General features: G+C 64.7%; 6 protein-coding genes and 1 pseudogene. 4 read left to right on the top strand and 3 right to left on the bottom strand.

Annotation, left to right across the window (positions count from 1 at the left end; all coding sequences use genetic code 11):
* The 4 genes and pseudogenes from PGX04_RS33170 to PGX04_RS33155 all read left to right on the top strand — a co-directional run.
* A pseudogene (locus PGX04_RS33170) lies at positions 1–267 on the top strand (metal-dependent hydrolase); the annotation flags it as partial.
* A gap of 94 nt (positions 268–361) precedes the next feature.
* A complete protein-coding gene (locus PGX04_RS33165) occupies positions 362–979 on the top strand; it encodes a hypothetical protein (protein ID WP_273742364.1) in 618 nt (205 codons plus the stop codon).
* The gene (locus PGX04_RS33160) at positions 972–1,631 is read left to right on the top strand and encodes a DUF2238 domain-containing protein (protein WP_273742363.1); all 660 of its coding nucleotides are present in this window, start codon (positions 972–974) and stop codon (positions 1,629–1,631) included. The genes PGX04_RS33165 and PGX04_RS33160 overlap by 8 nt, the downstream gene beginning before the upstream one ends.
* 86 nt (positions 1,632–1,717) lie before the next feature.
* Positions 1,718–1,918 (top strand): dodecin, encoded by a 201-nt coding sequence (locus PGX04_RS33155; RefSeq protein WP_006180927.1) that lies wholly within the window; start codon positions 1,718–1,720, stop codon positions 1,916–1,918.
* A gap of 139 nt (positions 1,919–2,057) precedes the next feature.
* Here the strand turns inward: PGX04_RS33155 and PGX04_RS33150 are convergent, their stop codons facing one another.
* From PGX04_RS33150 to hisD, 3 genes are all read right to left on the bottom strand, one after another.
* Positions 2,058–2,432 carry a HesB/IscA family protein gene (locus PGX04_RS33150; RefSeq protein WP_273742362.1) on the bottom strand — a complete coding sequence of 125 codons (375 nt, stop codon included), beginning with the start codon at positions 2,430–2,432 and terminating at the stop codon, positions 2,058–2,060.
* Between the two features lie 112 nt (positions 2,433–2,544).
* Positions 2,545–2,757 carry a hypothetical protein gene (locus PGX04_RS33145; protein WP_273742361.1) on the bottom strand — a complete coding sequence of 71 codons (213 nt, stop codon included), beginning with the start codon at positions 2,755–2,757 and terminating at the stop codon, positions 2,545–2,547.
* Positions 2,758–2,849: 92 nt separating this feature from the next.
* Positions 2,850–3,628: histidinol dehydrogenase (gene hisD, locus PGX04_RS33140; RefSeq protein ID WP_273742360.1), on the bottom strand; the 779-nt coding region annotated here is incomplete at its 5' end.

The following is a 3,628-nucleotide window of genomic DNA, read 5'->3' as shown; positions in this document are numbered from 1 at the left end:
GGGGTGGGCGCGGCGTACGGCGTCGCCGCGCTCGCGGTGACGCCGCCGACCCTCGAGGTGTCCTATCACTTCGTCTTCTCCATCCTCGGCGTCGGCCTCCTCTGTGGCGTCGTTCGGGACACCCCGTCGCTGACGTTCCCGCGCGCGACCTATCGCCGACTCCCGTCTTCGGATGCGGTCCTCGAGGGTGCGCTCACGGCACTGACAGCCGTGGCGCTCGCACTGGCCGCGTACGCGATCGTCTACGTGTTCGTCGTACCGATGTGAAGAACGGCTCGTTGAAGACTCGCTGCTCTCGTTCCGTCGTCATTTCAATCAATGACAGCATATGTTTTTGTGAGAACGCTTAATACGAGTCAGTGTGTCTCAGACTTCACTCGAGGGATTGATCGCGGACGGGCGAACTAACGCGGCGATCGCGTGGGCGTTGGTCGCGGCGATCGCGATCGTCGGCGTCAGCGAACTGGTGACCGGCGGGTTCCTGTGGGCGACGTTCGCGGCGACGCTCGTGACTCTGGCACTGTTCCCGCCGGTTTCCTTCCGATCGTCGCACGTCATGCTCCCCTGGGAGGTGTTGTTGCTCGCCGCAGTGCCGGTCCTCGGAATGGCAATCGACGCGGATCGGCTGACGGGTCACTTCGCCGCGTACCTCTCCGTCGCGGCCATCGCGCTCGTCCTCGCCGTTGAACTCCAGATCTTTACATCCGTTCGGATGACGCCCGGCTTCGCCGTCGTCTTCGTCGTCGTCACCACGATGGCCGCCGCGGGTCTCTGGGCGGTGCTCAGGTGGACTGCATCGCAGACGCTGGGAATCCCGTTTACCGCCGACCACGATGCAGTGATGTGGGAGTTCGTCTACTCCGCCGTATCTGGTCTCGGCGCGGGCGCCGTCTTCGAACTCTACTTCAGACGTCTCGCCCGGCCGGAGCGGCGCTTCCCCGAGAACGCCCGCGGGGTCGCGGAGGTAGATGATGCGTAATCTCAGGCGCTGGTTGCCGTCCCAGCATCGCCAGCGGCAGCTCACCTATCTCATGGAGATCGGGCTGATCGGCATGCTGTTCGTCGGGATCGAGCGGGGCAACGGTGGGATCGTCATCAACACCGGCGTGGCGCTGGCCGTGACCCAGCTCCCACCGCTGCTCGAGCGCGACTACGAGATTCCGATGGATCCGCGACTCACGCTGTGGATCACGACCGCCGTCTTCCTCCACGCGTTCGGTGCCGTCGGGCTTCCGGGAGCCACCCGTACGCTCTACAGCCAGATCTGGTGGTGGGACCATATGACCCACGCGTTGTCAGCGTCGCTGGTCGCCGGCGCGGGCTACGCCACCGTTCGCGCGCTCCACGAGCACGCCGACGGGATTCACTTCCCGCAGCGATTCGTCGCCGTGTTCATTCTGCTGTTCGTCCTGGCGTTCGGCGTTCTCTGGGAGATCCTCGAGTTCGTGATCGCGCTCTCGGCCAACGCACTCGGCATCAAAGCCGTGCTCACGCAGTACGGGCTCGAGGACACGATGCTCGATTTCGTCTTCAACTCGATCGGCGCGCTCGTCGTCGCGCTGTGGGGCGGTGCCTACCTCACCGACGTCTCCGGTGCGATCCGCGAGCGCCTCGATTCGCGGACGGAGTGATTCGTCCGCGGTCGCCGGTACCAGCACGCTCTCCGCACGAAACCGACAGCAGTTTTACGTCGGTATAGGTCGTAGGGGACGAGGCGATGGTCTTCAAGAAAATTACGCTCATCGGTACCAGTCCCGAGAGCTTCGACGCCGCAGCAGACGACGCTATCGACCGCGCGGAAGCGACACTGCAAAACGTTCAGTGGATCGAGGTCGACGAACTGGGCGTCGAGGTCGCCAGCGCCGACGACCGTGAGTATCAGGCCGAAGTCACCGTCGCCTTCGAACTCGAGGAGTAAGCCCCGTCTCGAGTCTCGAGCCGCTCCCGTTTTTTGCCGCTCGAGTTCCACACGCTCTACTCCCGCCGCTGTCGGCTTTCGGTCGACTGGTCAGAACGGCGGACGGGAGGACGGCGGAAACCGCTGTCCGAGCGATCGATTACGTTCGGAACGACTCGCCACAGCCGCACTCGCTGACGACGTTCGGATTGTCCACGTGGAACCCTTCGGCCTGCAGTCCGTCCTCGTAGTCGAGGATGCTGCCCTCGATGTACTTCAGGCTCGCCGGATCGACGAACACGCGCAGTTCGTGGTGCTCGTAAATCGTGTCGTCGTCGTCCGGTGCGTCGTCGAACCGCATCCCGTAGGAGAGACCAGCGCAGCCGCCCTGCTGGACGAACAGCCGGAGGCCGGCTTCGGCCACGTCGAGATCCTCGCCCTCGAGCAGGGAGAGGGCCTGTTCGGCCGCGTTCTCGGTCACTTCGATCTCGGGGCGCGTGTTCGCCTCCCCACCGTCCATACTGTCCGTGCTCATACCCAACCATTCCGGCGCAACGATGTTAACTGTGACGCCATTCCGTCCGGACGAGCCGAATCGGGTTCCGTCTCCCCTCGAGCGGGTGCGGTCCTCGTTTTCTCGCGTTCGCTCACCAGTTCGAACGCCGCCGGAACGAACGATAATAGGTGCCGAACTGTCGTTTGTCGTTGCGCGAGAGCTCGATGTCGTGTTCCGCCAGGAGCTCGAGCATCCGTTCGAGATCGCAGTCGTACCACATCGAGAGGAGCCGCACGTTCTTCTGTGCGTAATCGTAGTTGCGCTCGAGGACGCGCCTGTCCGTCGGATCGACACGCGGTTCCATCTCACTTCCCCTTCGTTCTCCAGCTACGTAAAACCAGTTTTCAGTTAAGCGAATTGAAACACCATCGATCGGCAGTATTTCATCGATCTCTACTAATCCGTCTCCTCGTCGAGTCGAGTTCGAACGCTCTCGGCGTGGGCCTCGAGCCCCTCGGCGTCCGCGAGCGTCGCGATCGTTCCGCCCAGTTCGGCGAGCCCCTCCCTGGAGAGTCGCTGGACCGTCGTCGACCGGAGGAACGTCTCCACGGAGAGACCGCCGGTGACTCGCGCGCCGCCGTTGGTCGGCAGGACGTGGTTCGTGCCGCTGGCGTAGTCGCCGGCCGCGACGGGCGTGTTCGGCCCGAGGAAGACGCTCCCCGCGCTCTCGATCCGCTCGAGGATCGACTCGTCGTCGTCGGCGATGATCGAGAGGTGCTCGGGTGCGTACGCCTCGGTAAAGAGGATCGCCTCGCTCATCGACCGGGCGTGGAGGATCCCGCTCGCGTCGTTCGCGAGCCCTTCCCGAATCACAGCCTCGCGCTCGCGCGCGTTTATCTGGTCATCGACGGCCGCGGCCACGGCGTCGGCGGTGTCCTCGTCGTCGGTGACGGCCACGACCGAGGCGTTGGAGTCGTGCTCGGCCTGGGCGACGAGTTCCGCGGCGACGAGTTCGGGGTCTCCAGTCTCGTCGGCCACCACGACCACTTCGCTCGGTCCCGCGAGGAAGTCGATCTCCACGTCGCCCCGGACTTCGGCCTTCGCCGCCGTCACCCACTTGTTGCCGGGGCCGACGATCTTCTGGACGCGAGTGATCGTCTCGGTCCCGTAAGCCAACCCCGCGATCGCCTGCGCGCCGCCGATGCTGTAGACCGCGTCCGCGCCCGCGATGTGGA

Source organism: Natrinema soli (assembly GCF_028618695.1).
This window is presented reverse-complemented; position numbering and strand designations above follow the sequence as displayed.

What these genes read in the sequence shown, in the direction of transcription:
- PGX04_RS33160 (WP_273742363.1), top strand. Translation starts at nt 972, where the DNA reads ATGCGTAATCTCAGGCGCTGGTTGCCGTCCCAGCATCGCCAGCGGCAG.
- PGX04_RS33155 (WP_006180927.1), top strand. Translation starts at nt 1,718, where the DNA reads ATGGTCTTCAAGAAAATTACGCTCATCGGTACCAGTCCCGAGAGCTTC.
- PGX04_RS33150 (WP_273742362.1), bottom strand. Translation starts at nt 2,432, where the DNA reads ATGAGCACGGACAGTATGGACGGTGGGGAGGCGAACACGCGCCCCGAG.
- PGX04_RS33145 (WP_273742361.1), bottom strand. Translation starts at nt 2,757, where the DNA reads ATGGAACCGCGTGTCGATCCGACGGACAGGCGCGTCCTCGAGCGCAAC.